Here is a 22925-nt window from a genome sequence, read left to right on the forward strand (position 1 = left end):
ATGGAGAAAAGAAGGATAAAGCTAATGGTTTCCAGGCAGAGTTGGACGATGCCCTATGCTATTTTTGCAGCCATTTTTGTCGTACTGCCTTTGCTGCTTATTGTAGCCTTTGCTTTTACCGATGAAGAAGGGTGTTTCACACTTTATAATTTTCAGAAGTTCTTGGCCCATCCGGAAGCCATTAATACCTTTGTCTATTCTATCGGAATAGCCTTTGTCAATACGCTGATCTGTATAGCGCTTGGATATCCGGCAGCCTATATTTTGGCGCAGACCAAGATGAAATATTCTTCTACGATAGTGATGCTCTTTATTCTTCCCATGTGGGTGAATGTGCTGGTACGTACGTTGGCAACGGTTGCTTTATTCGACTTTGTTGATATTCCCCTGGGTGAAACAGCATTACTTTTTGGTATGGTCTATAATTTCATACCGTTCATGATTTATCCCATTTATAATACGTTGCAAAAGATGGACCGTAGCTATCTTGAGGCTGCGGAAGATTTGGGCGCCTCGCCCTTCCAACGTTTCTACAAAGTGGTTTTGCCACTTTCCATGCCTGGTGTGGCAAGCGGAATACTGATGGTTTTCATGCCAACGATCTCCACCTTTGCCATCTCCGAACTGTTGACCATGAACAATATAAAATTGTTTGGAACAACAATTCAAGAGAATATCAACAACTCTATGTGGAATTATGGTGCCGCGCTTTCGCTTATCATGCTCTTCCTCATAGGAGCATCTACATTTATTGCTGGTGACGATGCCAGCCAGGAAGGAGGCATCAGATGATTAAACGCATACTTTGCCAGGGCTACCTGTGGCTGTTGCTCTTGCTCCTCTATGCCCCAATTATCATCATAGTAGTATTCTCGTTTACCGAGGCTAAGGTTATGGGAAACTGGACGGGATTTTCCACTCAGCTGTACCGGAATCTTTTTTCGGATAATGTACATCACTCCTTAACGGCTGCATTTATTAACACGGTAAGCATCGCACTCATCACCGCAACCGTATCAACAGTTTTCGGTACCATCACAGCCATAGGTATCCATAATCTGCGCAATAGGCGCATTCGGCGAGCTATTTCTTTTGTCAACACCATCCCCATCCTTAATGGTGATGTGATTATTGGTATTTCGCTCTTTTTACTCTTTATTACGTTGGGCATCCCGCAAGGCTATACTACTGTTGTTCTGTCGCATATCACCTTTTGTCTGCCTTATGTTATCCTGTGTGTCTTGCCACGTTTGAAGCAGATGAATCCGAATCTTTATGAGGCAGCACTCGATTTGGGAGCATCGCCCATGCAGGCACTCCGCAAAATCATTATCCCTGAAGTCTTACCAGGAATGGTGTCGGGCTTCATGCTTGCCGTTACGATGAGTATTGATGATTTTGCCGTTACTATCTTTACCATTGGTAATGAAGGTCTTGAAACTCTTTCCACCTACATTTATGCCGATGCAAGAAAAGGAGGCCTGACTCCAGAGTTGCGTCCGCTTAGTACTATTATCTTTGTTGTTGTGCTGCTCATGCTTGTAGCGCTTAATCGAAGAAAAGTGAAGAGTGAATCAAATACCTGAATATAAGAGACTGTACTGTTGACAATGAAGAAAATAAACTCGATAATATGTTCGTTGATGCTCTCGTTGCTGTTGCTGACATCTTGCTATAATAGCGAAAACAGAGAGGAAATACTCAAGGTCTATAATTGGGCAGATTATATCGATGAGAACGTTTTGACTGATTTCCCAAAATGGTATGAAGAGCAAACGGGAAGAAAGGTGCGAATCATCTTTCAGACATTTGATATCAACGAGGTCATGCTTACCAAAATCGAGCGGGGGCATGAAGACTATGATGTGGTGTGCCCGTCAGAATATATTATTGAACGTATGTTGCGCAAGAATCTGCTCTTGCCGATAGATACTTGTTTTGGAAAAACTCCCAATTATATACGGAATATTTCCCCCTATATCATTCGGCAGATTGATGCAACAAGTAATAACGGGCGTGTGGCTCACCATTATGCCGTGCCTTATATGTGGGGAACTTGTGGCATCTTGTATAATAAAGCGTATGTAGATAGAAAAGACGCCCAAACGTGGGGGACGTTGTGGAATAGCAATTATCGCAACCGTTTACTTATGAAAGACTCCTATCGTGATTCCTACGGAACAGCACTCATTTGGGCACATCACAAGGAAATTGCTTCAGGAAAATTGAGCGTAACCCAACTGATGAATGATTATTCTCCAGAAGCCATCAAAACTGTGGAACGGGAATTGAAGGCTATAAAACCTAATATTGAAGGATGGGAGTCTGATTTTGGCAAGGAAACGATGACCAAAGGAAAGTCATGGCTGAATATGACGTGGAGCGGAGATGCTGTCTGGGCTATTGAAGAGGCTGGTAAAGTGGGAGTCGCTCTGGGGTACGAAGTTCCTCGCGAAGGAAGTAATGTTTGGTTTGACGGATGGGTTATTCCCAAATATGCACGTAATCCGAAAGCCGCAGCTTATTTTATCAACTACCTATGTCAACCCAAGGTGGCTCTTGCAAATATGGAGACAACGGGGTATGTCAGTAGTGTGGCAACTCCAGAAATTCTGGCGCAAATGAGTGATAGTGTGGAATATCCGGAAACAGTCAATTTAGGTTATTTCTTTGGAAAAGACGCACATAAGGCGCACCTCAATCCTATTATGTATCCAGACAGTCAGGTGGTATCCCGATGCGCTATGATTCATGATGCAGGCGAACATACGGCAGAGGTGCTCGACATGTGGTCAAAAGTAAAAGGAGATAATCTTGGAGGGGGACTTGCGGTATTCCTTCTGGCTGCTGTTGCCATACTTACAGTTGTTGTGGTCATACGCAAATATGAACACAACAAGCACCGTAGACTTTCACGCAAACACCGTCGACGTCATGTAATCCGCTTGTAAATGGCATCGTGAACTGCGAATTAGCCAAAAAGAACAGTATTTTGTTCCCAATAATCATTAAAATATTTTGTGTTCTGCTCACTTTTTTATACCTTTGTACATTGAAATTGAAGTGGCGAAATGCGTCAGAGACCACGAAAACGGCCTTAAACGCGATTTTGCACAAAAATGACGAAAACAAAAAACAATTAAATAATGGATCAAACTATCGACAACGACAGAATCCTTAAAATTAACATCGAAGAAGAGATGAAGTCGTCATATATTGACTACTCCATGTCGGTTATTGTAGCACGAGCCCTTCCAGATGTTAGAGACGGATTCAAACCTGTTCATCGCCGTATCCTTTATGGTATGATGAATGTAAACAACGTATCAACTCAACCTTATAAGAAATGTGCACGTATCGTTGGTGAGGTGCTTGGTAAATACCACCCCCACGGAGACTCTTCTATCTATGGCGCACTTGTGCGCATGGCGCAAGATTGGAACCTTCGTTATACGTTGGTTGACGGTCAGGGTAACTTTGGTTCGGTGGATGGAGACTCACCTGCTGCCATGCGTTACACAGAGTGCCGACTTTCGAAAATGGGTGAGCACATCATGGATGACCTTGATAAGGACACTGTAGATATGACCAACAACTTCGACGACTCCCTCCAAGAGCCTACCGTAATGCCTACCAAGATTCCTAATCTGTTGGTTAATGGCGGTAACGGTATTGCCGTGGGTATGGCCACCAATATGCCTACCCATAACCTGAATGAGGTGATTGACGGATGCTGTGCATATATTGATAATCCAGACATTGATGTGGATGGACTTATGGAATACATCCCTGGACCCGATTTCCCAACAGGAGCATACATCTATGGTCTGCAGGGCGTGAAAGATGCATATGCAACTGGTCGCGGACGTATTGTAATGCGTGCAAAGGCTGAAATTGAGACCGGTGAAACCCATGATAAAATTGTGGTAACAGAAATTCCTTATGGTGTCAATAAGGCTGACCTTGTTAAATATATTGCCGACTTGGCCAATGAACACAAGATAGAAGGTGTTGCCAATGTTAACGACGAGTCTGGCCGACAGGGTATGCGTATCGTGGTAGATTGCAAGCGTGACGCTAATGCCAATGTACTGCTCAACAAACTGTTCAAGATGACTGCTCTGCAGAGCAGTTTCTCTGTCAATACCATCGCGCTCGTCAATGGTCGTCCTCGCCTGCTGACACTCAAGGATTGTGTGAAGTACTTCGTAGAACATCGTCACGATGTGACCATACGTCGCACCAAATACGATTTGAAGAAAGCACAGGAGCGCGCACATATTCTTGAAGGATTGATTATTGCTGTCAACAATATCGATGAGGTCATTCATCTGATTCGTCAGAGCAAAACGCCAAGCGATGCGCAACGCGCTTTGGAACAGCGTTTTGAACTTGATGAAATGCAGTCGAAAGCAATCGTTGACATGCGTTTGGCACAACTCACAGGATTGCGCGTGGATCAGCTCCATCAGGAGTATGATGATATTATGAAACTCATTGCCGACTTGGAGGAAATCCTGAACAATCCTGAGCGTTGTAAGGAAGTGATGAAAGAGGAACTCCAGGAAGTGAAGGAAAAATATGGAGACGAGCGTCGTACCGTAATCATTCCATTTGATCATGAGTTTAATGCAGAAGACTTCTATCCAGACGATCCTGTGGTGATTACCATTTCGCACATGGGGTACATCAAGCGCACGAAACTTGACGAATTCCACGAGCAAGGACGTGGTGGAGTGGGAGCCAAGGCTGCCCGACATCGTGACAACGATTTCACAGAGTATATTTATCCTGCCACTATGCACAACACGCTTCTCTTCTTTACTCGTAAGGGACGTTGCTATTGGCAGAAATGCTATGAAGTGCCCGAGGGCGACAAGAACTCGAAGGGACGTGCCATCCAGAACATGCTCAACATCGAGTCTGACGACGCTATTAATGCTGTACTCCGCGTGAAAAACTTCAACGATGAGGAATTCCTCAAAACACACTTTGTGGTGTTTGCCACCAAGAAGGGTATCATCAAGAAGACTTGTCTTGAAGCATATCGCCATCAGCGTGCTATCGGTGTGAAGGCTATCAATATCAACGATGATGATGAAGTGGTTGCAGTACGTCTGACCAATGGTCATAACGAGTTGCTGCTGGCTAACCGAAACGGACGTGCTGTACGTTTCAATGAAGATCAGGTACGCACAATGGGACGTGTCTCTACCGGTGTTATCGGTATGCGACTTGACGAAGGAGATGACGAACTCGTAGGAATGGTATGCGTCAACGATCCACAGACAGAGTCTATCATGGTTGTGTCAGAAAACGGTTATGGAAAACGTTCCGATGTAGAAGACTATAGAAAGACTTCACGTGGAGCTAAGGGTGTGAAGACTCTTGCCGTGACCGAAAAAACTGGTCGCCTTGTAGCCATCAAGGTGGTAACCGACGAGAATGATCTGATGATTATCAATAAAAGCGGTATTCTTATTCGTCTTAAAGTTGCCGATGTACGAATCATGGGACGTGCTACCCAAGGTGTACGTCTTATCAACCTTACCAAGAAAAACGATACAATCGCTTCCGTATGTAAGGTTGATAGCAATGCCGATGAAGATATCGAAACCGAAGAGGTGGATGTGAATGACGATGAGGCATAATAGCTTGAAAAAAGGAAAAAGTATAAAATAACAGTTTAATTAATAATTAAAGCTTATGAAAAAATTATTTGTAATGGCAATGATGTGCATCGCAAGCGGTGCTGCATTTGCTGGGGACAGCCCCGAATTGAAGGCTATCCTGAAGGCTAAGACTTACGATGAGGCTGCAAGTCTTGTCAAAGCTGCTAATCTGCCTAATGCAGAAGAGAAAGCTAAGGCTTACAACAAATTGGTAGATTTGGCCATGTCGAAGGTTACCAAGGAAACTGGTACTATTGCAGAGAACCAGTTGGCAGAGCAGATGAAGACCGGTAAAGTGGAGCAATACGATACACTCGGACTTGCTGATGCTATCTGCAATGCAATCAACGACGCTATCGAGTGTAACAAATACGATCAAGAGCCCAACGCCAAAGGCAAAGTAGCTCCTAAGTTTGCAGAGAAGAATGCTCAGCGTATATGGTCTGTACGTACTCATCTTGTAAATATCGGTCAGGATGTTTCACGTTCAGGTAACGATGCTGCTGTGCTGAAATATTGGGGCGCATTCCTCGATTCATCAGCTGATCCCCTTTTCGCTTCACAGGAACATGAGTCACAGAAGGCTTATTTCGGACAGGTTGCATTCTTCGCCGGTCGCTATGCTGCCCAGGCAAAGGATATGACTCGTGCAAATAAATACCTCGATATGGCTATGGAAGATCCCGAACAGAAGACTGAAGCTCTGAATCTGAAACTGTATCTTGGTCGTAGCGAACTGAAGACCAAGCAGGACTCTCTTCAGTATATTGAAACCTTGAAGGATCTTTATGTGAAGAACCCAGAAAATGCTGTCGTACTTGATGGTCTTTATATCATGTATGGTGAGATGAAAGACAGAAAAGCTCAGGATGCTTTGCTCGACAATCACTTGGCTAAATATCCTAACGATTTCACAGCTCTTGCAGACAAAGGTATGCTTCTCGCTATTGACGACAACGATCCTAAAGCTGGTGCAGAATGGCTGCGTAAGGCAATTGCTGTAAACGACAAAAATGCTGTGGTACAGTACTATCTTGGAACTTGTTTGATTGTTCAAGCTGGAAATACTGAAGATACGAATGCTCGCAAGGCACTCTTCCAGGAGGCTGTAAAGGCACTTGATGCTGCCAAGGAAATTGATCCAGACAAGGCGCAGGTACGTTGGGGCTACAACCGTTACCAGGCATATTACGGCCTTTATGGTGCAGACGATCCCAAAACAAAGGCTGCAGAAGCAGAAGCAAAATAATTAGACAATACTATAGCAGATGAAGAAGCAACGCTTGCTTGCCTTGTTTCTCTTGCTGCTCTCCTTTATACCGTGCCTGCAGGCTCAGAAGAAAGAGCTTGGTCAGGCACGGTCTTATATCAAGAGTGGCAAAGATTATGACAAGGCGGAAAAACTCATGACAGACCTGCTTCAGAAAGACTCTACGTGTCATACGAATGAAAAAGTCTATCTGATGTGGTTTACTTCTGTCTTGAAACAATACGAAGCGGCCAACGAAAAATTGTATCTTAAACAGAAATACGATACAGCGGCCTTCTTCGGATTGACTCACCGTCTATATGCCATTGCTGAGTCGCTCGATTCAATAGATGTGGCAGAACATGGTGGAAAGAAACCGCGATTGAAGTATCGGGAGGGTCATGCGCGTTTGCTCAACCAGCTTCGTCCCAACCTCTATTTCGGCGGAACCTATCATGTAGGTAAGGGTAATTATAAAGAGGCAATACGCTTCTTTGAAACCTATTTGGAAGCCGACAACCAACCACTTTTCCAAGGATATAATTATTCTTCAAAAGATTCCAGAATGCCACAGGCGGCCTATTGGGCTGTCTATTCGGCTTACAAATTGAATGATGCCGACAAGGTGTTGCGCTATGCTCCTATGGCGATGGCTGACACTGCAAAGACCGCCTATACGCTGTTGCATGTGGCTGAGGCTTACGAATGGCAACGGAATGATTCGGCTTATCTCGCAACTCTTGACGAGGGGTTCGTGCGTTTCCCAGAACATCCTTATTTTTTTCCACATTTGGAAGACTATTATACGGGGAATGGTAATTTTGAGATGGCGCTGAAATATGCAGAACGTGCTCTTGAGGTAAATCCACAGAACACTATCTTCCAATTGGCCAAAGCCACGTCTCTGCTTAATCTTGAACGTTATGATGAGAGTGTGCGGATCAGCGAGCGGCTTATTGCCGATTGTGATACGATGCCGGAACCATACTATACGATAGGGTCTGCTTATCTAAATCAGGCTTTGACAATGGAAACGGGAGTGAAGGCACGCGACAACAAAACGAAGATTCGTGAATTTTATATCAAAGCGCGGCCTTATATGGAGGCTTATCGCAAACTTGCACCCAATGAGAAAAAGAAATGGGCTCCTGCACTTTACCGTATTTATCTCAACCTCAATATGGGGAAGCAGTTTGAGGAAATTGACCACTTGATGCATGATTGATAACCAGATCAGATCTTTTAGGTATTAGTAGTTGATCAGAACTTCAAAGATTGGGATGATAGTAATCCTTATAGTTTGAAAACATTTATGGAAAGACGAGGCTTGCTAACCATAGCATGCCTCGTCTTTGGTAGGTATACGCGGCATGGGCATTGGCTAATGGGCGAAGTGTAGATTCATGATAATGTATTAGTAGAAACATATAATAGGGTGAAGGGGCTTCGTTGAGAAGTCAATTCTGAAACTGAAATAATAAAAGTGATTTGACGCCTTGTCGATATTTACCTTAGTAGTCTTTTACTTCTCCTATCAAGTTCCCTTTGTTTCTGTATGGTTATGGGACTTAATTGGGACTCACTTGGGATTTTGTTAGGAATTACTGTCTTTGTATGTGAAAGGAATATGTTGTGTGATGATGGACGATAAGGTAATTGTCAAAGAAATATTCGATTAAACTCGTAGCGTCGAGAATAAAAAATTCTCTTACGCATTACAGTATTACAGTATTACAGTTTTTGAAAACGGATTTTTTACCAGTTTGAATGCGATTTTGATATCTTTAAGATGGCAAATTTACTATTAGCTCATCGTATTTGCTCCTTGAAAACTGTAATACTGTAATAACTGTAAATTTTGAAAATGTAAATAAAATGACTTCTTTTGTGTATTGGAGTAATCCTTTGATGATATAATACGGACTGTAATAGGATAGAAAAACGAGGCATACTTGATTACAGTATGCCTCGTTTTTGAAAGTTATTATTTATTGTTATTTAGTGTGTCGATCCATGAAGATTTGTACGGCAGTATTGCCCATTTGTTTGGCCTTCTGTAGATTGGCCATTCCATCTTTTTTATTATCTGACAGCCATTGTGCTGCGCCAAGGAAATAATAGCCGTCGCTTTCGTCTGGTGCCAATGTGATGAGTTGTTGTGAGGCTTCAATAGCTTCTTTGTACATGGCAACTCTTACCAGAAGTGCTGCTTTTTCTGCTAGGTATAGTGTGGCTTGAGGAGCTAGTTCTACTGCCTTGTCTATGTCGCTGAGAGCTTGTTGGTAAAGGCGTCCTGCCACTTCCGACTGTTCTCTCATATAATAGAATGGTGCGTCGAGTTGGGCAACCATTAGAGTGCCATATTCGTTATAGTCGGCAACAGCCAAACGGTATTTTCCTGCGTCATGTCTGGCTTGTGCGCGTGCTAGAAGAAATGGTGCAGCTTCTTTCAAATACGGTTTGTTGTATAGAGCTAATGCACTATCGAGGAGTGCAAGTTGCTGTACGGTATCTTTCTTCTGAGCTTTGCATAGTGAGGCGGCATAGAAGATGTCTGCACTTCTGAGGTCGCTGTTAGTCAACTTCATATAGAGGTCACCGGCTTCGTCGTATTTCCCTTGTGTATATAGAATTTGAGCTTCCTGTTGCATATAAACGCTTTGTGGTTCTGTCTTGTAGGCTTCGCGTGCTTCTGCAAGTGCCTTGTCGAGAGTCCATGGGGCAAAAGTTTTTTTATCGTTGCTCTGGAGGCAGTATTGTAATACCGTTTGTGCATACTGATAGTGTGCATCAGCTTTGTTGCTTCCCATCTTCACAGCTTGTTGAAGGTATTTGTCGGCCTCTTCATAGCTTTCGTTGCTGATGGCAATTCTTGCTAGATTGACGTAGCCGTCGGCTGATTCAGGAAACTGTTTCACGAAACGTCTGACGTAATCTGTGTATTTTTGCGTCTTGAAAGCGTTGCGTGCAACGAATAGTGTCAGTAGTGCATCGTTGATGTCTGAGGGAATGGCAATATCGATGTTTGTAGCTTGTATTGCAGGATCATTGAAACTTAATCCGTTAAGTTTCAGGTTTGCCGCAAATGGTGCAGAAACAGCATAGGCATCGGCCTGTTTGGTATTTGAAGATGGTTGGATGAGTCCTATGAGTTCTCCTTTGTCGTTCATTACTGGTGAACCGTTTTCAATATTAGATGCTGTTGTCTGGATATTGTAGTAACGGTACGATTCCATGAATGTTTCCCCACTTTTAACAGAGGCTTTGATCGTTCCTGGTTTTTTGTTGGCAGAGTAGGGTAGAATCCATACTTCTGATCCGTCTGTGGCTTGAGATTCTGCAATGTTTATGGCGTTGGCTTTTTTGGTCTGTACTCTGAATTTTGCCACATCGTACATTTCGTTTGCACCCATGAGATTCTCAACGGTCCATTCCTTTCCTGTGGCGTCGATAACCACAGCTTTTTGTGCACCTCTGAATGGTGTGTAACTGCTGATTGCCTCTCCATCTTCTGTAATAAACACACCTGTAGTGCTTGCAAGAAGACTACCGTCTGTTGCGAAGGTTTTGAGCGTGAATACACTTTTTGTTGCTTTTGCAGCCCATGATGGTGTTTGTGCATTTGTTGTGGTCAATGCCATGAAGGCAAGGATGAAAGCTATAGTTTTCCTTTTGTATGATATCAGTATTTTCTTCATATTCTTGTTTTTTTATGCTTTGGTTATGAGTGTTTCAACAGTTGTCTTGCATTAGCGATGGCGGCTTCAGAAACGTCGCTACCGCTTAGCATCTGTGCAATTTCATTAACTCTTTCTTCTTCGTTGAGTCGTTGCATTTTGCTGATGGTTCCTTGGGTACTTTCCTGTTTCGATACTTTATAGTGTACAGTTCCGAGTGCTGCAATCTGCGGTAGGTGTGTGATGGATATGACTTGTCGGTCCTTGTCTCCCATTTCCTGCATGATTTCAGCCATGCGTTCTGCAATTTTTCCACTTACTCCAGTATCTATTTCATCGAAGATGATGGTTGGTAGTTTGACAGCTCCGCTAATCATGGCTTTCAGCGAGAGCATGATGCGTGCTATTTCTCCTCCCGATGCTACGTGAGCAATGGGTTGGAGCGGACTTGATGTGTTGGCGCTGAATAGAAAAGCTACTTCATCGTGTCCGTCACGTCTGAGTGTAGTGGTATTGATGCTGATTTTGAATTGGAGTTTTGGCATTCCAAGTGCTGTGAGTCGTTCGTGCATTTGCTTCTCTATAATTGTTGAAGCCTTTTGTCGTTTCTGTGAGAGCTTTGATGCTAGTGCCTCGCAGTTGTCATGAAGTTGCTTGATTTCATTTCTCAACGTATCAAGCGCTTCATCTCCGTTCTCCATATCTTGCAGTTGTGCGGCATATTTGTTTCGCAACTCTATGAGTTCTGCTACAGTATCTACATGATGTTTGTTTTGCAACGAGTAGAGTGTATCGAGTCTTTTTTCTATCTGTTCTTGTTCTGCAGGGTCGAATTCCACATTTGACAATTGGTATTCCATGTCCTGTGCCAAGTCTTTGACTTCAATATAACATGCTTGTATGCGTTCTGTCCATGCTGTGGCTTCGGGCAGGATGTTGCAGATGGAGTTGAGTGCGCTTAGAGCTTTTCTCAACTGTGGCTCTGTTCCATATTCTTCTGCGGTTAGACAATTGTTGGCGGTGAAGAGTGATGTCTTGATGTCTTCGCTGTGTGCCATCATATCGCGTTGTTGCTCAAGTTCTTCAAGTTCACCTTCCTGTAGTTGAGCATCTTGCAGTTCGTTATATTGGAATTGTATGAAGTCTTGATTTTGTCTGTTCTGTCTGATTTGTTCTTCCAATTCGTGGAGTTCGTGCTGTTTTTTCTGCAAGCGTTCATATTGGGCAGCATAGTCTCCGAGCAGAGTTTGGTTTTCTGCAAGAATATCTACCACCTCCATTTGGAAGTCCTGTTTTCCGAGCAGCAGATTCTGATGTTGTGAGTGCACATCTACTAATTGTTCTCCGAGTTCTTTGAGTAGCGAGAGTGAAACAGGTGTGTCGTTGATGAATGCTCTGCTTTTTCCGGCAGCAGTCAGTTCCCTTCTGACGATGCAATCTTGAGCATCGTAGTCAATATCATTTCGTTCGAAAAACTCTTTCATCTTGTATTTTTCCAAGTTGAAATGAGCCTCTATGACGCATCTGTCTGTACCTTGCTTGATGGATTTTGTGTCCGCCCTTTGTCCCAAGAGTAATCCTATGGCTCCGAGTATAATGCTTTTTCCCGCGCCAGTTTCTCCTGTGATGACAGAAAAACCTGTTTCGAACTCCATGTCAAGCAGGTCAATGAGTGTAAAGTTTTTGATGTATAATCGTTTAAGCATGATGCATTACATTTTCATTTTTACTCTTTTATTTTCTCCCATGCATTGTTTTGCGAAGCATTGATATCTGTGAGCAGATTGTATATCTCTTCGCGCTCTTTTGCCGTACCTTTTCCTTGGAAGATGTTGGTCAGTTCGTCGCGCTTGTAGTCGGTCCATATTTGTGGCATTCTGCTCATCATTTTGTTTTGGTGTGCTTGTTTGAGGAGTTGTAGTGCGCTGCTGATGGTTTTTCTTGCCCTTTCAGTATTGGTAACCATCTGATCGAGTCCTTTTCGATAGTATTCGTATTGCAGTTGGCGAATGGGGCGCATAGGTTCATCGAGATAGTCGCTAATGATGCTGTATCTGTTTCTGTCGTTGTCGAATGCTTTCCATCCTGCAAATCCCAATGACTGAGCGTTGTTGACCAACAGGTAACATTGTTGCAACACATCTGTTCCCCCCATTGGTGAGAAGGTGTCGAGATCTATTCCTATGATGAGGTAGGCGTAATAGGCCATGAGCGCTGTGAGTTGATGGTCTATTGTTTCGGGGTGAAAATTGAGTTGGTCGTATTCTGCATAATCAAAGTTGAAGTCAGTATCTTGATTGCTGTAGATGGTTGTGGTGTATGTTGATCCATAAACCGGTCTTATTGCCTGTATATTGGCTGTTGCTTCCATCCTTCCTGTGCTTTTGTCGTATTTGCCGACGGTGATGTTAAATACACAGTTGATGCGCTCTTTCTTATCAAACTGGAGGTCAGTCCATTGCCTGTCGTTGACAAATTGCTGGAGTGATTGTTCCAGTTGTTTGAATACACGTTCATCAGTTCCTTGCACCTGCGCATGGTTTATACTGACGCGTGCTTGTAGTTCTTGGGCTTTGATTTCTCCCCAGCAAGCAGCGACAATCAGTATGACCATTATGCGCCAGTGTTTCATATAATCTCCTCCAGTTCGTTGACGATATCGATGGCAACTTCTTGTTTGTTTTTCTTCCCGAACTCCTTTTGTTCCTCTCTTGTGACGATGCAGATTTTGTTCTGGTCAGATTTGAAACAAGTACCTTCATTTCTCAATGAGTTGAGCACGATGAAATCGAGGTTCTTGCGCACGAGCTTATCTTGTGCATGAGCCATTTCGTTGTTTGTCTCAAGTGCAAAGCCCACAAGTCTTTGCCCTTCTTTTTTCATTTTTCCGAGTTGGGCAGCGATATCATGGGTAGGCTTGAGCCTAATGACGAGGTCATCTTTTTCTCGCTTTATTTTCTCTTGGGCCATGTTTTCTGGCTTGAAGTCTGCCACTGCTGCACATAGAATTGCAGCATTTGCCTGTTTAAAATGTTCGACAGTAGCTTCATACATTTCTTCGCAGCTTTCCACGTCAATACGATTGATAGCGGAATGTGGTGTTTCCAGTGAAACTGGGCCGGCAACGAGTGTGACATTCGCTCCTCTTAATGCACATTCTCTAGCGAGTGCAAATCCCATTTTTCCGCTTGAATAGTTGCCGATAAACCTCACGGGGTCTATCTTTTCGAATGTGGGACCTGCGGTGATGAGAATGTTTTTGTTTTGCATGGAGCTCTGTGTGTTAAGTGCGCTGTCGAGGAAATCCACGATGCGTTCAGGCTCTTCCATGCGTCCTTTTCCTTCCAAGCCTGATGCCAAAAATCCGCTTTTGGGTTCGATAATGGTATTGCCGAAGGATTGTAGGCGTTTCATATTGTCCTGTGTGGTAGGATGTTTGTACATGTCGAGATCCATGGCAGGAGCAATAAACACAGGGGCTTTCATTGACAGATAGGTGGTAATGAGCATATTGTCTGCCACTCCATTTGCCATTTTTCCCAGGGTTGAAGCGGTACAGGGAGCTATGAGCATAGCATCAGCCCAGAGTCCGAGTGTAACGTGCGAGTTCCATGTTCCGTCACGTTGCGAGAAGAATTCGCTGATGACTGGTTTTTGAGTGAGTGCCGATAGTGTGATGGGAGTGATAAATTCTTTTCCAGCAGGAGTAATGACCACTTGTACTTCAGCGCCTCTTTTAATCAGTCCTCTTATGATGAGACATGCTTTGTAGGCTGCGATAGATCCTGTGATGCCTAATACTATTTTTTTTCCTTTAAGCATTTATTCTCGTGTTAAATTGGAAGCTTCGCGCAATCTGATGCGTGTCAGCACTTGTTTGGTATTGTTGGTGAAGTCTCCTTGCATAATCCAGCTATAGTAGCCCGGATCGATATTGAGTACGGTAGTTACGGGGGTTCCTTTGTATTTACCGAAGTTGAACATTTCAGTCATAATGGGGTTACCGTCTTTATCGAGTATGTTTTTTCCTGCTCGGTCTTTCAGTTCTCCCCAAACAATTCGTCCGGCAAAATCCACGTTGTTGTTCATACGTGAGAATTCTGCGAGAAACTTCATGTCGTTCTGTAGTATGCGCTCTGGCTCTTCCTGTCGCTCTGCGGTGTACATGTCGAGTTCGCCTTGTAACACTCTGTATGTTGCCTCTGTGTCTTCGTCGGCGCGGTGTGCGGTGAAGTCTTCTTCCATTTTTCTTCCGCAATAGAATTTATAGGCTGCAGCCAAGTTTCTACGCTCCATTTTGTGGTAAATGGTTTGTACGTCAATCATGTTTCGTTTTGAAAAGTCGAAGTCGATATTGGCGCGCAGAAATTCTTCTGCAAGAAGAGGTACGTCGAAGTGATTGGAGTTGTAACCAGCGATGTCGCTGTCAGCGAAAATTTTATTGATGGTCTGGGCTATTTCCTTGAAAGTGGGTTGTCCTTGTACATCTTCGTTGCTGATGCCTGTGAGTTGTACGACGACGTCAGGAATGGGTTTCTCTGGGTTGACGAGATAGTTTCCTCTTTCTTCTCGTCCGTCAGGGAATACCTTGATGTAGGATATCTGTATGATTCGGTCTTTGACGATGTCTAATCCTGTTGTTTCAAGATCAAAGATGACAAGTGGTTTCTGTAAGTTGAGTTTCATGATGGTTGTATTTAATAGATATAAAAAAGGCGATTGATAACCGCGCGCTTGCTACTCGTAATTCCGAGCGTGCTATACTATTGCGCTACGATTACCAATCGTCCGTTGTGTCTTATCAGTCGTTGAGGAGCATAGGCATCATCAGCATGAGCACGTCTTGCCCTTCTGGCTGTTCTGATGGAATGACGAGTCCTGCACGGCTTGGGTCAGCCAATTGTATGATAACCTCTTCGCAATCGAAGTTGGTAAGTATTTCGATGAATGCTGATCCTTTGAATCCAATGCTCATGGGCTGTCCGTTGTAGTCGCAAATCATGCGTTCGGTAGCTGTCTTTGAGAAGTCGAAATCTTCTGCGTCGAGCTGTAGGGTGCTTCCTTCTACATGGAATCGGATAAGGTTGCTTGAGTCGTTGGCAAAAGGTTGTACGCGGCGAAGAGCTGCGAGTAGAGCCAGCCTGTCAACGGTTAGCGTGTTGGTGTTGTTCTGTGGAATTACAGAATTGTAGTTTGGATAACGTCCTTCAATCAGTCGGCATGAGAGTCTTCCATCACCGTAGTTGATTTCCGCATTGCGTTCGTTGAATTTGATTTCTACGTCACCTCCATCCTTCTGCAACAGGTTTTTCAGCAGACCAGCAGGTTTTTTGGGGAGAATAAATGATGCAGGCTGTTCGCTTTGTACGGTGAATACTTTGTTGCGAACGAGTTTGTGACCGTCTGAAGCCACCACAGCGAGATGTTCAGGAGTGAGATCAAAGTATATTCCGTTCATTACCGGTCTGAGTTCGTCTTGAGCTGTTGCGAAGAGAGAACGGTTGATGTTGTCGGCAAGCACGTTGCTTGGCATCACGATGGTGTTTATTCCTTCTGTGATAGGTTGGCTCTGTGGGTATTCGTCTGCATTCTCCACAGGCAGCGAGAAAAGGCCGTTTTGGTAACTGATCTTTGCGATGTTATCCTGAAGGTTGACATCGAATGTGATCGGCTGCTCTGAGAATCCCTTGATGGCTTCGAGCAAGTCATGGTTGTTGATGGCGAAACGACCGTTTGCGTCGTTTTCGGTCAGTTCCATCTGTGTGTTGATGACATTCTCGCTGTCAGAGGCTGTCAGATAGAGCACATTGTCTTGGATGTCGAACAGGAAGTCGGCCAAGATAGGCAGTGAGTTCTTGCTGTTGATGACTTTTGCGAGAGCATTGAGTTTGCTGCTGAGCGCAGTGCTTGATACTGTAAATCTCATGAATATTGTTGTTTATATGTTTTTAGCATTTTTACCGAGTACAAAAATACAAAAATAGTTGTTGACTTGCAAAAATATTTGGAGAAAAGTGTTCTTTTTAGAACTATTTTTCGTAATTTCGCAATCTGAAACATAAATTCAATAAATAAGACTAATATTACATTATGGAATTAACAGGAAAAATCATTGCCGTATTGCCGGCAAACAGTGGCGTGTCTGCACGTACAGGAAACCCTTGGATGTCTCAGGAATATGTCATTGAGGTACCGGGTCAATATCCCAAAAAGTGTGTATTCCGCATTTTAGGTGAGGATCGTATAAAACAGTTCAATATCCAGCAGGGCGAGGATCTTACTGTTAGTTTTGACATTGATGCACACGAGTACAATGGTCGTTGGTTCAATGAAATCCGTGCTTACAATGTGAACCGTGGTGTTGCCGCTGCTCCTGTGGGTGCTCCTATGGCTGGTGCTGCTCCTCAGACTGCTACATCTCCATTCCCTCCTATTCAGGAGCCTGCTGAGGGAAGTAGCGATGATCTGCCTTTCTAATAGTCTGTCGTTCATTCAAACAGATATTCGAGCAATTGACTTTGGGGTCGGTTGCTTTTTTTATATATGAGTTTGAGTTAATAGAGTAGGGCATTATGGGTATGTGGTTTAGAGTTAAGATTTCAGTCTTTCCATTTGTATCCTTCGTGTATGTTATGGGGATTCTTGGAAAGCTATCGGCTCATGGAACTACAGATTCTCTGAATAATAAAATCCAGAAATCATGGGCCTATGGATTTTTTTATTTGAATTCGCAGATTGTGAACTGTTGTCTTCTATGTAATACTAAAAAGACATAGAGGATAGAGAAGAAAACAAAGCAAGTAACTTATGAATAACTTATGAATACAAAGAGAGGCTGCAACCTTATCGATTGCAGCCTCTGCTTATATTGTGGAGTGGGAGGGATTATTCACCCTTCTCCATCTGAGCCTTCAGATTGGCCAGAACGTCGAGGTCACCGAGAGTGGTGCTTGCTGCGATGTTCTCAATCTTTGGAGCTTCGTCCTTCTTAGCGGCACGAGCCTTCTTGGCTGCAGCCTTCTTCTCCTCACGCTGAGGATCCTCGAAAGTGCGGCTGTGAGAGAGGATGATGCGCTTAGAGTCCTTGTTGAACTCAATAACTTTGAAGGACAGAACCTCACCCTGAGTAGCCTGTGAGCCATCTTCCTTAACGAGGTGCTTAGGAGTAGCGAAGCCCTCTACGTTCTCGTCGAGCTGGATAACAGCACCCTTCTCGAGGAGTTCAACGATCTTACCCTCGTGGATAGAACCAACGGTGTATTTCTCCTCGAATACATCCCAAGGATTGTCCTCAAGCTGCTTGTGGCCGAGAGAGAGACGGCGGTTTTCCTTGTCGATGTCGAGAACGACAACGTCAATCTGTGCACCAACCTGTGTGAATTCAGAAGGATGTTTAACCTTTTTAGTCCATGAGAGGTCGCTGATGTGGATCAGGCCGTCAACACCTTCTTCAAGTTCAACAAATACACCGAAGTTGGTGAAGTTGCGAACCTTGGCGCTGTGTTTGCTGCCAACGGGATATTTCACTTCGATAGCCTCCCATGGATCTTCCTTGAGCTGCTTGATACCGAGTGACATCTTGCGCTCGTCGCGGTCGAGAGTGAGGATTACGGCCTCTACCTCGTCGCCAACCTTCAGGAATTCCTGAGCTGAACGCAGGTGTTGGCTCCATGACATCTCTGATACGTGGATCAGACCCTCTACACCAGGCTGGATCTCTACGAATGCACCGTAGTCGGCAATAACGACTACCTTGCCCTTCACGTGATCGCCTACCTTCAGGTTTGCATCGAGAGCGTCCCATGGATGTGGAGTGAGCTGTTTCAGACCGAGAGCAATGCGCTTCTTCTCGTCATCGAAGTCGAGGATAACGACATTGATTTTCTGATCGAGCTCTACTACCTTATGAGGATCGTCTACGCGACCCCAAGAGAGGTCTGTAATGTGGATGAGTCCGTCAACACCGCCGAGGTCAACGAATACACCGTAAGAAGTGATGTTCTTGACAGTACCTTCGAGAATCTGACCCTTTTCGAGCTTGCTGATGATTTCTTTCTTCTGAGCTTCCAGTTCGGCCTCGATGAGAGCCTTGTGTGAAACTACTACGTTGCGGAACTCCTGATTGATCTTGACAACCTTGAATTCCATGGTTTTGCCTACGAACTGGTCGTAGTCGCGTATGGGGTGAACGTCGATCTGGCTACCGGGCAAGAAAGCCTCGATGCCGAATACGTCAACAATCATACCGCCCTTAGTGCGGCACTTGATGTAGCCCTGGATGATTTCCTCGTTCTCGAGGGCTGCGTTAACACGCTCCCAGCTCTTAGAGAGGCGTGCTTTCTTGTGAGAAAGTATGAGCTGACCTTTCTTGTCCTCTGCATTTTCTACGTAAACCTCTACAACGTCACCTACTTTGAGGTCGGGGTTGTAGCGAAATTCTGATGCGGGGATGATACCGTCGCTCTTGTAGCCGATGTTTACGACTACTTCTTTCTTGTCTGCACTGATTACGGTTCCCTCTACTACCTGATGCTCGCTCACTTTGTTGAGAGTCTCATCGTAGGCCTTGTCGAGGTCTTCCTTGCTGACATTGACAGTCGTACCGTTTTCAAACTGGTTCCAGTCGAAATCGGCCAGCGGCTGTACGTTCTTTGTTAATTCTGACATAATTAAAAAAATTGTTTGTTAATTTAATAAAGTTGGACTTTATGTGAACTGTGATTGTAGGCCTATACCCACAAATCGGCTGCAAAATTACAAAAAAAATAGTTTCCTACCAAAGTTTTTTGCCGAAAGTTGTATAATATCCTTCGTTTTCTCGCCGGGATATAATAAAAACGAGCTTTATTCTGCTTATTTGGCTTAACGTAAACCCTGAACTTCGTTCTTCGTTTTTTCTCCATGGCATAACTCGAAGGAGTTCGGTTCTGCTCATTTGGCTTAACGAAAACGATGATTTTTCTTTGTTTTATATTTATGTTATGAGCCAAGTCAAACTAAGTCTGACTTGGCTCATGTTTTTTGTCACGTATTTACGTGGTTCCTTTGTGAGTCTGCGCGGTTTTTATTGCGGTTTTCTCGTTTTTTTTTTGCTTAGTAGCTTCTGGCGATGATGACGCGTGCTTTTGAAGGCTTACCGCTGACCATATCTATGCCCGGAGTCTGCTCGTAGGCAAAAGGTACGCAGCGAATGGTGGCCTGAGTTTCTTCTTTGATCTTTGCCTCGGTCTCGGCGGTGCCGTCCCAGTGGCAGAGGAAGAAACCTCCGTCTTTCACGCGTTCCTTAAACTCCTCGTAGTTGTCGCATTCATAAACGCGTGAGTCGCGCCATGAGCGTGCTTTCTCGAAGATGTTCTTCTGGATGTCTTCCAACAACTGCTCTACATGCTGAGCGATGCCGTCGATGGAGTGTGTTTCTTTCTCCAAAGTATCGCGGCGCATCACTTCGATGGTGCCGTTCTCTAAGTCGCGAGCACCCATTACGAGGCGTACAGGTACACCTTTAAGTTCGTAGTCGGCAAACTTGAAGCCGGGACGCTTGTTGTCCGAGTCATCATATTTCACGCTGATGCCTTTTGAACGCAGTTCGTCGATGACGGGTTGCAGACGTTCGCTGATGTGTTTCAAATCGTCTCCTTTTGAGATAGGTACGATGACCACCTGGATAGGGGCCAGTTTTGGAGGTAATACCAAACCGTTGTCATCTGAGTGAGTCATGATGAGAGCACCGATGAGTCGGGTAGAAACGCCCCATGAGGTGGCCCAGACATATTCCGGTTTGTTCTCTTTATTAAGATAGGTGACGTCGAAGGCCTTGGCGAAGTTCTGCCCGAGGAAGTGTGAAGTACCGCTTTGCAGTGCCTTTCCGTCTTGCATCATGGCCTCGATGGTATAGGTGTCGAGTGCACCTGCAAAGCGCTCTGTTTCGCTCTTTACACCCTGCAATACGGGTACAGCCATCCATTCTTCTGCAAATTTTGCATAAACAGCCAGCATTTTCTGTGCTTCTTGTTCTGCTTCTTCTTTGGTGGCATGGGCGGTGTGACCTTCTTGCCACAGAAATTCTGAGGTACGGAGGAATGGGCGTGTGCGCATTTCCCATCTCATTACGTTACACCACTGGTTGCACATCAAAGGCAGGTCGCGCCATGAGTGAATCCAGTTTTTGTATGTGTTCCAAATGATGGTTTCTGAGGTAGGACGTACGATGAGTTCTTCCTCCAGTTTTGCAGCTGGATCTACTTCTACGCCACTTTTGTCTTCTTTGGCGCGCAAGCGATAGTGGGTCACCACGGCGCATTCCTTGGCAAAGCCTTCTACGTGTTCGGCTTCGCGGCTAAGGAATGATTTTGGTATCAACAGAGGGAAATAGGCGTTCTGTGCGCCAGTTTCCTTAAACATCTTGTCCAGTTGCTGTTGCATCTTTTCCCAGATAGCATAGCCGTAAGGTTTGATCACCATGCATCCACGCACGGCTGATTGCTCGGCCAGGTCGGCCTTGACCACAAGGTCGTTGTACCACTGGCTGTAGTTGTCTGCTCTTTTTGTCAGCTCTTTAAGTTCTTTTGCCATAAAAATACTTGTAGAAATCTAAAATTTGGTGCAAAGTTACTAAATAATTCATAATTCATAATTCATTAATGATATTTTTTTCTACCTTTGCATCAATTTAATAAGTATTCACGTAACAAAAAACACAAAAGAATGAAAATCAAGGCTATTTCGCTTGCACTCTGCTTTGGCATGCTCTTTACAGGGTGCAATAACATGCAGAAAGGAGCAGGTATTGGCGCTGGAGGTGGTGCTGTGCTTGGAGGTATAATCGGAAAAATTGCAGGAAATACTGCTGTTGGCGCAGCTATCGGAGCCGCAGTAGGTGCAGGAACAGGAGCGATTATCGGCAAACGTATGGATAAGGTGAAGGCTGAGGCTGCCCAGGTAAAAAATGCTCAGGTTGAAACTGTGAAAGATACCAATGGACTCGATGCTGTCAAGGTGTCGTTTGACTCAGCTATTCTTTTTGCCACCAACAAGGCCGAACTCAGTCAGAGTGCCAAAAACTCGCTGGCACAGTTCTCTAAGGTGCTTAATAATAATGCTGACCTCGATATTGCCATCATTGGTCATACCGATAATACGGGTAACGATGGTATTAACCAGCCGTTGTCTGTCAGTCGTGCTCAGAGTGTTAATAGTTATCTCCTGTCTTGTGGTGTAAAATCCGCTCAGATTAAGCGTATTGAAGGCCAGGGTTCTACTAATCCTGTAGCAGATAATAGTACTGCTGAAGGTCGTAAGCTCAATCGTCGAGTAGAGGTATATATGTACGCCAGTCAGAAGACTATTCAGCAGGCACAACAGGCAAACTAAATGGGCAAACTTACAGTATCGCAGACTAAAACTCTTGTTTTGCAGAAGATAAGAAAAGTGTTATTATGGATAGTGGCAACGTTTTTCGTTTCCACTATTCTTTCTGTTGTCGTGTTGCGTTGGGTGCCTGTTTGGTTTACTCCGCTCATGTTTATCCGTCTTTTCCAACAGGCAGGACAGGGGCATGAATTGGTGTTGCGCCATCGTTGGGTGCCTCTTGAGGATATTTCCCCTTCACTTCCCAAGGCAGTTATGGCAGGTGAGGATGCTCGTTTTCTTGACCATCATGGTTTTGACTATCGAGCCATAGAGTATGCTGCCATGCGTAATATCAGTCATCCCGAAAAGCGCAAACTTGGTGCCTCTACTATCTCACAACAGACCGCTAAGAATGTTTTTCTTTGGCCTGGCCGTTCGTGGATACGTAAGGGTTTTGAGGTCTATTTTACCGCGCTTATTGAGTTGGTATGGTCTAAAGAGCGCATTATGGAGGTCTATCTAAACTCTATAGAAATGGGTGATGGAATTTATGGTGCGAGTGCTGTGGCAGAGTGGCATTTCCATAAGTCAGCTGCCGATTTGACAAAGTCGGAGTGTGCTCTTATTGCCGGTTCGTTACCCAATCCGCGCAAATACAATTCTGCTGATCCTGGTCCTTATCTACGAAAACGTCAGGGGCGCATTTTGCGTGAAATGAGGTTTGTAAAGACGTTGCCCGATAAATGATTATTGCTTTGCAATATGATATTCTCCTTGTCGGAAATCGACAGGGAGTTTTTTTGTTTCTCTTATCTGTTTCCTCTCTGTCTCCCATGTCGTCCGTATGTTTATTGGGACTTACGTGGGAGTTGCATCAGACTTACTTGGGAAATGCCACGGACTTATCTATATTAAGATGTATGAGGAACGGTGTAATATGAAATCATATTGATATGTAAAGAAAAAGTGACAATATTG

The 22925-nt window shown here is 44.3% G+C and carries 17 protein-coding genes; 9 read left to right on the plus strand and 8 right to left on the minus strand.

Going from position 1 to position 22925, the window contains the following annotated elements:
* From CIK88_RS09510 to CIK88_RS09535, 6 genes are all read left to right on the plus strand, one after another.
* A complete protein-coding gene (locus CIK88_RS09510) occupies positions 1-792 on the plus strand; it encodes an ABC transporter permease (protein WP_173815110.1) in 792 nt (263 codons plus the stop codon).
* The gene (locus CIK88_RS09515; protein ID WP_094390032.1) at positions 789-1586 is read left to right on the plus strand and encodes an ABC transporter permease; all 798 of its coding nucleotides are present in this window, start codon (positions 789-791) and stop codon (positions 1584-1586) included. Before CIK88_RS09510 ends, CIK88_RS09515 begins: the two co-directional genes overlap by 4 nt.
* Positions 1587-1610: 24 nt before the next feature.
* Complete coding sequence (locus CIK88_RS09520; RefSeq protein WP_094436112.1) at positions 1611-2951, plus strand: ABC transporter substrate-binding protein; 1341 nt, start codon at positions 1611-1613, stop codon at positions 2949-2951.
* 195 nt (positions 2952-3146) lie between these two features.
* Positions 3147-5651 (plus strand): DNA gyrase subunit A, encoded by a 2505-nt coding sequence (gene gyrA, locus CIK88_RS09525; protein ID WP_094390034.1) that lies wholly within the window; start codon positions 3147-3149, stop codon positions 5649-5651.
* 55 nt (positions 5652-5706) lie between these two features.
* Positions 5707-6921 (plus strand): hypothetical protein, encoded by a 1215-nt coding sequence (locus CIK88_RS09530; protein WP_094390035.1) that lies wholly within the window; start codon positions 5707-5709, stop codon positions 6919-6921.
* A gap of 19 nt (positions 6922-6940) precedes the next feature.
* The gene (locus CIK88_RS09535; protein WP_094390036.1) at positions 6941-8146 is read left to right on the plus strand and encodes a tetratricopeptide repeat protein; all 1206 of its coding nucleotides are present in this window, start codon (positions 6941-6943) and stop codon (positions 8144-8146) included.
* Positions 8147-8915: 769 nt separating this feature from the next.
* On the opposite strand, the gene CIK88_RS09540 is transcribed toward CIK88_RS09535, so the two are convergent.
* From CIK88_RS09540 to dnaN, 6 genes are all read right to left on the minus strand, one after another.
* On the minus strand, positions 8916-10619 hold the full coding sequence (locus CIK88_RS09540) for a tetratricopeptide repeat-containing serine protease family protein (RefSeq protein WP_094436114.1): 1704 nt from the start codon (positions 10617-10619) through the stop codon (positions 8916-8918).
* A 23-nt stretch (positions 10620-10642) separates the two neighbouring features.
* Positions 10643-12304 (minus strand): DNA repair protein RecN, encoded by a 1662-nt coding sequence (gene recN, locus CIK88_RS09545; RefSeq protein ID WP_094436116.1) that lies wholly within the window; start codon positions 12302-12304, stop codon positions 10643-10645.
* Positions 12305-12324: 20 nt separating this feature from the next.
* A complete protein-coding gene (locus tag CIK88_RS09550; protein ID WP_254046238.1) occupies positions 12325-13212 on the minus strand; it encodes a DUF4835 family protein in 888 nt (295 codons plus the stop codon).
* Between the two features lie 14 nt (positions 13213-13226).
* Entirely contained in the window at positions 13227-14420 is a 1194-nt protein-coding gene (gene coaBC, locus CIK88_RS09555; protein ID WP_094390040.1) for a bifunctional phosphopantothenoylcysteine decarboxylase/phosphopantothenate--cysteine ligase CoaBC, read from the minus strand.
* Positions 14421-15284, minus strand: coding sequence for a 3'-5' exonuclease (locus CIK88_RS09560; protein ID WP_094436118.1), 864 nt, complete (start codon positions 15282-15284; stop codon positions 14421-14423).
* Positions 15285-15399: 115 nt separating this feature from the next.
* Positions 15400-16524 carry a DNA polymerase III subunit beta gene (dnaN, locus tag CIK88_RS09565; RefSeq protein WP_094436120.1) on the minus strand — a complete coding sequence of 375 codons (1125 nt, stop codon included), beginning with the start codon at positions 16522-16524 and terminating at the stop codon, positions 15400-15402.
* A gap of 164 nt (positions 16525-16688) precedes the next feature.
* Between dnaN and CIK88_RS09570 the strand changes: the two genes are divergently transcribed.
* Positions 16689-17075 (plus strand): DUF3127 domain-containing protein, encoded by a 387-nt coding sequence (locus CIK88_RS09570; protein ID WP_094436122.1) that lies wholly within the window; start codon positions 16689-16691, stop codon positions 17073-17075.
* Positions 17076-17483: 408 nt separating this feature from the next.
* Here CIK88_RS09570 and rpsA read toward each other — a convergent pair whose 3' ends face one another.
* Positions 17484-19265: a 30S ribosomal protein S1 gene (rpsA, locus tag CIK88_RS09575; RefSeq protein ID WP_094436124.1), complete on the minus strand. Its 1782-nt coding sequence runs from the start codon at positions 19263-19265 to the stop codon at positions 17484-17486.
* 426 nt (positions 19266-19691) lie between these two features.
* Positions 19692-21170 (minus strand): proline--tRNA ligase, encoded by a 1479-nt coding sequence (proS, locus tag CIK88_RS09580; RefSeq protein WP_094390045.1) that lies wholly within the window; start codon positions 21168-21170, stop codon positions 19692-19694.
* A 132-nt stretch (positions 21171-21302) separates the two neighbouring features.
* On the opposite strand from proS, the gene CIK88_RS09585 reads away from it, so the two are divergent.
* Positions 21303-21968 (plus strand): OmpA family protein, encoded by a 666-nt coding sequence (locus CIK88_RS09585; RefSeq protein WP_094390046.1) that lies wholly within the window; start codon positions 21303-21305, stop codon positions 21966-21968.
* Positions 21969-22694, plus strand: coding sequence for a monofunctional biosynthetic peptidoglycan transglycosylase (gene mtgA, locus CIK88_RS09590; RefSeq protein ID WP_094436126.1), 726 nt, complete (start codon positions 21969-21971; stop codon positions 22692-22694).
* Positions 22695-22925: the final 231 nt, after the last annotated feature.

The sequence above is a fragment of the Prevotella sp. P5-50 genome (genome assembly GCF_002251295.1).
In the GTDB taxonomy this organism is placed as follows: domain Bacteria; phylum Bacteroidota; class Bacteroidia; order Bacteroidales; family Bacteroidaceae; genus Prevotella.

Bases quoted from the DNA above. Each gene is read 5' to 3' on its own strand.
- CIK88_RS09585 (WP_094390046.1), top strand. From the start codon at position 21,303: ATGAAAATCAAGGCTATTTCGCTTGCACTCTGCTTTGGCATGCTCTTT.
- CIK88_RS09560 (WP_094436118.1), bottom strand. From the start codon at position 15,284: ATGAAACTCAACTTACAGAAACCACTTGTCATCTTTGATCTTGAAACA.
- proS (WP_094390045.1), bottom strand. From the start codon at position 21,170: ATGGCAAAAGAACTTAAAGAGCTGACAAAAAGAGCAGACAACTACAGC.
- rpsA (WP_094436124.1), bottom strand. From the start codon at position 19,265: ATGTCAGAATTAACAAAGAACGTACAGCCGCTGGCCGATTTCGACTGG.
- gyrA (WP_094390034.1), top strand. From the start codon at position 3,147: ATGGATCAAACTATCGACAACGACAGAATCCTTAAAATTAACATCGAA.
- dnaN (WP_094436120.1), bottom strand. From the start codon at position 16,524: ATGAGATTTACAGTATCAAGCACTGCGCTCAGCAGCAAACTCAATGCT.
- CIK88_RS09510 (WP_173815110.1), top strand. From the start codon at position 1: ATGGAGAAAAGAAGGATAAAGCTAATGGTTTCCAGGCAGAGTTGGACG.
- CIK88_RS09570 (WP_094436122.1), top strand. From the start codon at position 16,689: ATGGAATTAACAGGAAAAATCATTGCCGTATTGCCGGCAAACAGTGGC.
- CIK88_RS09520 (WP_094436112.1), top strand. From the start codon at position 1,611: ATGAAGAAAATAAACTCGATAATATGTTCGTTGATGCTCTCGTTGCTG.
- CIK88_RS09550 (WP_254046238.1), bottom strand. From the start codon at position 13,212: ATGGTCATACTGATTGTCGCTGCTTGCTGGGGAGAAATCAAAGCCCAA.
- CIK88_RS09530 (WP_094390035.1), top strand. From the start codon at position 5,707: ATGAAAAAATTATTTGTAATGGCAATGATGTGCATCGCAAGCGGTGCT.
- CIK88_RS09515 (WP_094390032.1), top strand. From the start codon at position 789: ATGATTAAACGCATACTTTGCCAGGGCTACCTGTGGCTGTTGCTCTTG.
- CIK88_RS09540 (WP_094436114.1), bottom strand. From the start codon at position 10,619: ATGAAGAAAATACTGATATCATACAAAAGGAAAACTATAGCTTTCATC.
- coaBC (WP_094390040.1), bottom strand. From the start codon at position 14,420: ATGCTTAAAGGAAAAAAAATAGTATTAGGCATCACAGGATCTATCGCA.
- CIK88_RS09535 (WP_094390036.1), top strand. From the start codon at position 6,941: ATGAAGAAGCAACGCTTGCTTGCCTTGTTTCTCTTGCTGCTCTCCTTT.
- mtgA (WP_094436126.1), top strand. From the start codon at position 21,969: ATGGGCAAACTTACAGTATCGCAGACTAAAACTCTTGTTTTGCAGAAG.
- recN (WP_094436116.1), bottom strand. From the start codon at position 12,304: ATGCTTAAACGATTATACATCAAAAACTTTACACTCATTGACCTGCTT.